The following is a 2954-nucleotide window of genomic DNA, read 5'->3' on the forward strand; positions in this document are numbered from 1 at the left end:
GGCCGGCAGCGCGCATCGAATGCACGCGCGTGCCGGCCGGCCCGACTGCAAGGCCTGCTTCTCGATGACCGACGCTTCCGCCCTGATCAGCACGTCCTATTCCCGTTACCTCGCGCGCGCGGCCGCCGCGCGTCCGGCGCTCGTCGAGCAGATCGCCCGCTGGGCCGACACGCCGCTTACCCGCGCGCAGCAGGACGAACGGCTCACCGCGCTGCTCGGCGTGCCGCCGGCCGGCGCGGCCGTGCCGACCGACGAACAGCTGAAGCGCGCGCTGCGGCAATTGCGCACCGAGGTGTTCGGCGCGGTGGCCGAGCGCGACCTGCGCGGGCTCGCGAGCGTCGCCGAGGTGACGGGCGCGATGACCGATCTGGCCGAGCTCGCCGTGCAGCGCTCGCTCGCGCTGCTGTCGGCCGAATTCGAAGCGCTGTACGGCGAGCCGCGCGGCGCCGACGGCCAGCGCGTGGTGCTCGGCGTCGTCGGGATGGGCAAGCTCGGCGGCCGCGAACTGAACGTGTCGTCCGACATCGACCTGATCTTCGTCTACGAGGACGACGGCGAGACGGCCGGCGGCACGCGCGCGCCGCTGTCCACGCAGGAATATTTCACGCGGCTCGGCCGGCGCCTGATCGGCGTGCTGTCGGAAGTCACGGCCGACGGCTATGTGTTTCGCGTCGACATGCGGCTGCGCCCGAACGGCGATTCCGGGCCGCTCGTATGCAGCCTCGGGATGCTCGAAGAGTATTTCTACGTGCAGGGGCGCGAGTGGGAGCGCTACGCCTGGATCAAGGGGCGGCTCGTGTCGGAAGGCGACAGCGACGCGGCGCGGCGGCTCGCGTCGCAGCTCGAGTCGATCGTGAAGCCGTTCGTGTACCGGCGCTATCTCGACTTCGGCGTGATCGGCGCGATCCGTTCGCTGCATCAGCAGATTCGCCACGAAGCCGCGCGCCGCGCGTCGATGCGGCCCGACAAGGCCGACGACATCAAGCTCGGCCGCGGCGGCATCCGCGAGATCGAGTTCAGCGCGCAGGTGTTCCAGCTGATCCGCGGCGGCCAGGATGCGGGGTTCCGCGTGCGGCCCACGCTCGCGGTGCTCGCGCACGCGCAGGCGCGCGGCTTGATCGCCGACGACGTGCGTGCGCGCCTGACTGACGCGTACAACTTCCTGCGCACGCTCGAGCACCGGCTGCAGTACCGCAACGACGCGCAGACGCACGCGATGCCGGTCGAACCCGACGAGCGCGCGGCGCTCGCCGCCTCGCTCGGCTTTGCCGACTACGCGGCGCTGATGACGGCGCTCGACGCGCATCGCACGTTCGTCGAGGCGCAGTTCGACCAGATCTTCGCGGACAAGGTGGGCGGCGGCCCGTGCAGTGCCGGCGACGACACGGCGGCCACCTGGATCTGGAGCGGCGCACTCGCCGACGACGGCGAGGACGACGCGCTGACGGCGCGCCTCGAGGGCCTCGGCTTCGCCGATCCGGCTGCGATGCTCGCGCGGCTGCGCGCGGTATGGCACTCGTCGCGCTATACGGGGCTGCCGGAAAAAAGCCGTCAGCGCTTCGACAGCGTCGCGCAGCGCGCGCTCGAGGCGGCACCGAAAATCGACGCCGCGCGCCGCGACGACACGATCGTGCGCCTGTTCGACCTGCTCGAGACGGTCAGCCGGCGCGGCGTCTACCTGGCGCTGCTGACCGAATATCCGGCCGCGCTCGACCGCGTGCTGTCGGTGCTCGGCGCGACGCGCTGGGGCGGCGGCTATCTGATCCGCCACCCGCAGCTGCTCGACGAATTGCTCGACGACGAAGCGATTGCGAGCCCGTTCGACTGGCCGGCGTTCAAGGACGCACTGCGCGCGCGCCTGGCCGCCGCCGACGGTCCCGAACAGCAGATGGACCTGCTGCGGCATGCGCAGCACGCGGAGGTATTCCGGATCCTGCTGATCGACCTGGCCGGGCAGCTGTCGGTCGAGCACGTCAGCGACCGGCTGTCGGAGCTCGCCGACGCGGTGCTCGACGTCACGATCGAAGTCGTCTGGTCGCAGCTCGCGAAGCGTCACCGCGACGTGCCGAAATTCGCGGTGATCGCGTACGGCAAGCTCGGCGGCAAGGAGCTCGGCTACGCATCCGATCTCGACCTGATCTTCCTGTACGACGATCCGGACGATCGCTCGGCCGACGTGTACACCACGTTCACGCGGCGCCTCATCACCTGGCTGACGACGGCCACCGGCGCCGGCGCGCTGTTCGACATCGACCTGCGCCTGCGGCCGAACGGCGAGGCCGGGCTGCTCGTGACGGACCTCGACGCGTTCCGCCGCTATCAGCTGCGCGAAGGCGATGCGGCGAACACCGCGTGGGTCTGGGAGCACCAGGCGCTGACGCGGGCGCGCTACAGCGCGGGCGACGCGGAGATCGGCGCGGCGTTCGAGGCGATCCGCCGGCAGGTGCTGACGACGCCGCGCGACGCGGACGTCCTCGCGAAGGAAATCGTCGACATGCGCGCCAAGGTGCTCGCCGGGCACCCGAACCAGACCGAGCTGTTCGATCTGAAGCACGACCGCGGCGGCATGGTCGACATCGAGTTCATCGTCCAGTACTGGGTGCTGCTGCACGCGTCGAGCGACCCGGAACTGATCCGCAACACGGGCAATATCGCGTTGCTGCGCGAAGTCGCGCGCTTCGGGCTGATGGGCGAGGACGAGGCCGAGCGCGTCGGCGCGGCGTACCGCACGTACCGGAAGCTGCAGCACAAGCTGCGGCTCGACGGGATGGAGAAGGCGCGCGTCGAGCCGGCGCTCGTCGCGGACGAGCGCGCGGCCGTGATCGCGCTGTGGACGCGCGTGTTCGGTGCGCTTGAAACGGGCGTTTGATGGGCGGCGGCGTGCGCGGGCGGGCGGCGCTTCTATATAAGTAAACGCGTCGGCGGAGCAGGCGGGCGCACGTGCGGTCCGCCCG

The 2954-nt window shown here is 70.9% G+C and carries 1 protein-coding gene; it reads left to right on the top strand.

The genetic code is table 11. From position 1 onward, the window contains the following. Nucleotides 1-64: 64 nt before the first annotated feature. Nucleotides 65-2869 (top strand): bifunctional [glutamate--ammonia ligase]-adenylyl-L-tyrosine phosphorylase/[glutamate--ammonia-ligase] adenylyltransferase, encoded by a 2805-nt coding sequence (gene glnE / locus HMPREF3115_RS15005; RefSeq protein WP_070554959.1) that lies wholly within the window; start codon nucleotides 65-67, stop codon nucleotides 2867-2869. The last annotated feature ends 85 nt before the right edge of the window (nucleotides 2870-2954 follow it).

The sequence above is a fragment of the Burkholderia sp. HMSC10F09 genome, from assembly GCF_001806955.1.
Classification (GTDB): Bacteria; Pseudomonadota; Gammaproteobacteria; order Burkholderiales; family Burkholderiaceae; genus Burkholderia; species Burkholderia multivorans.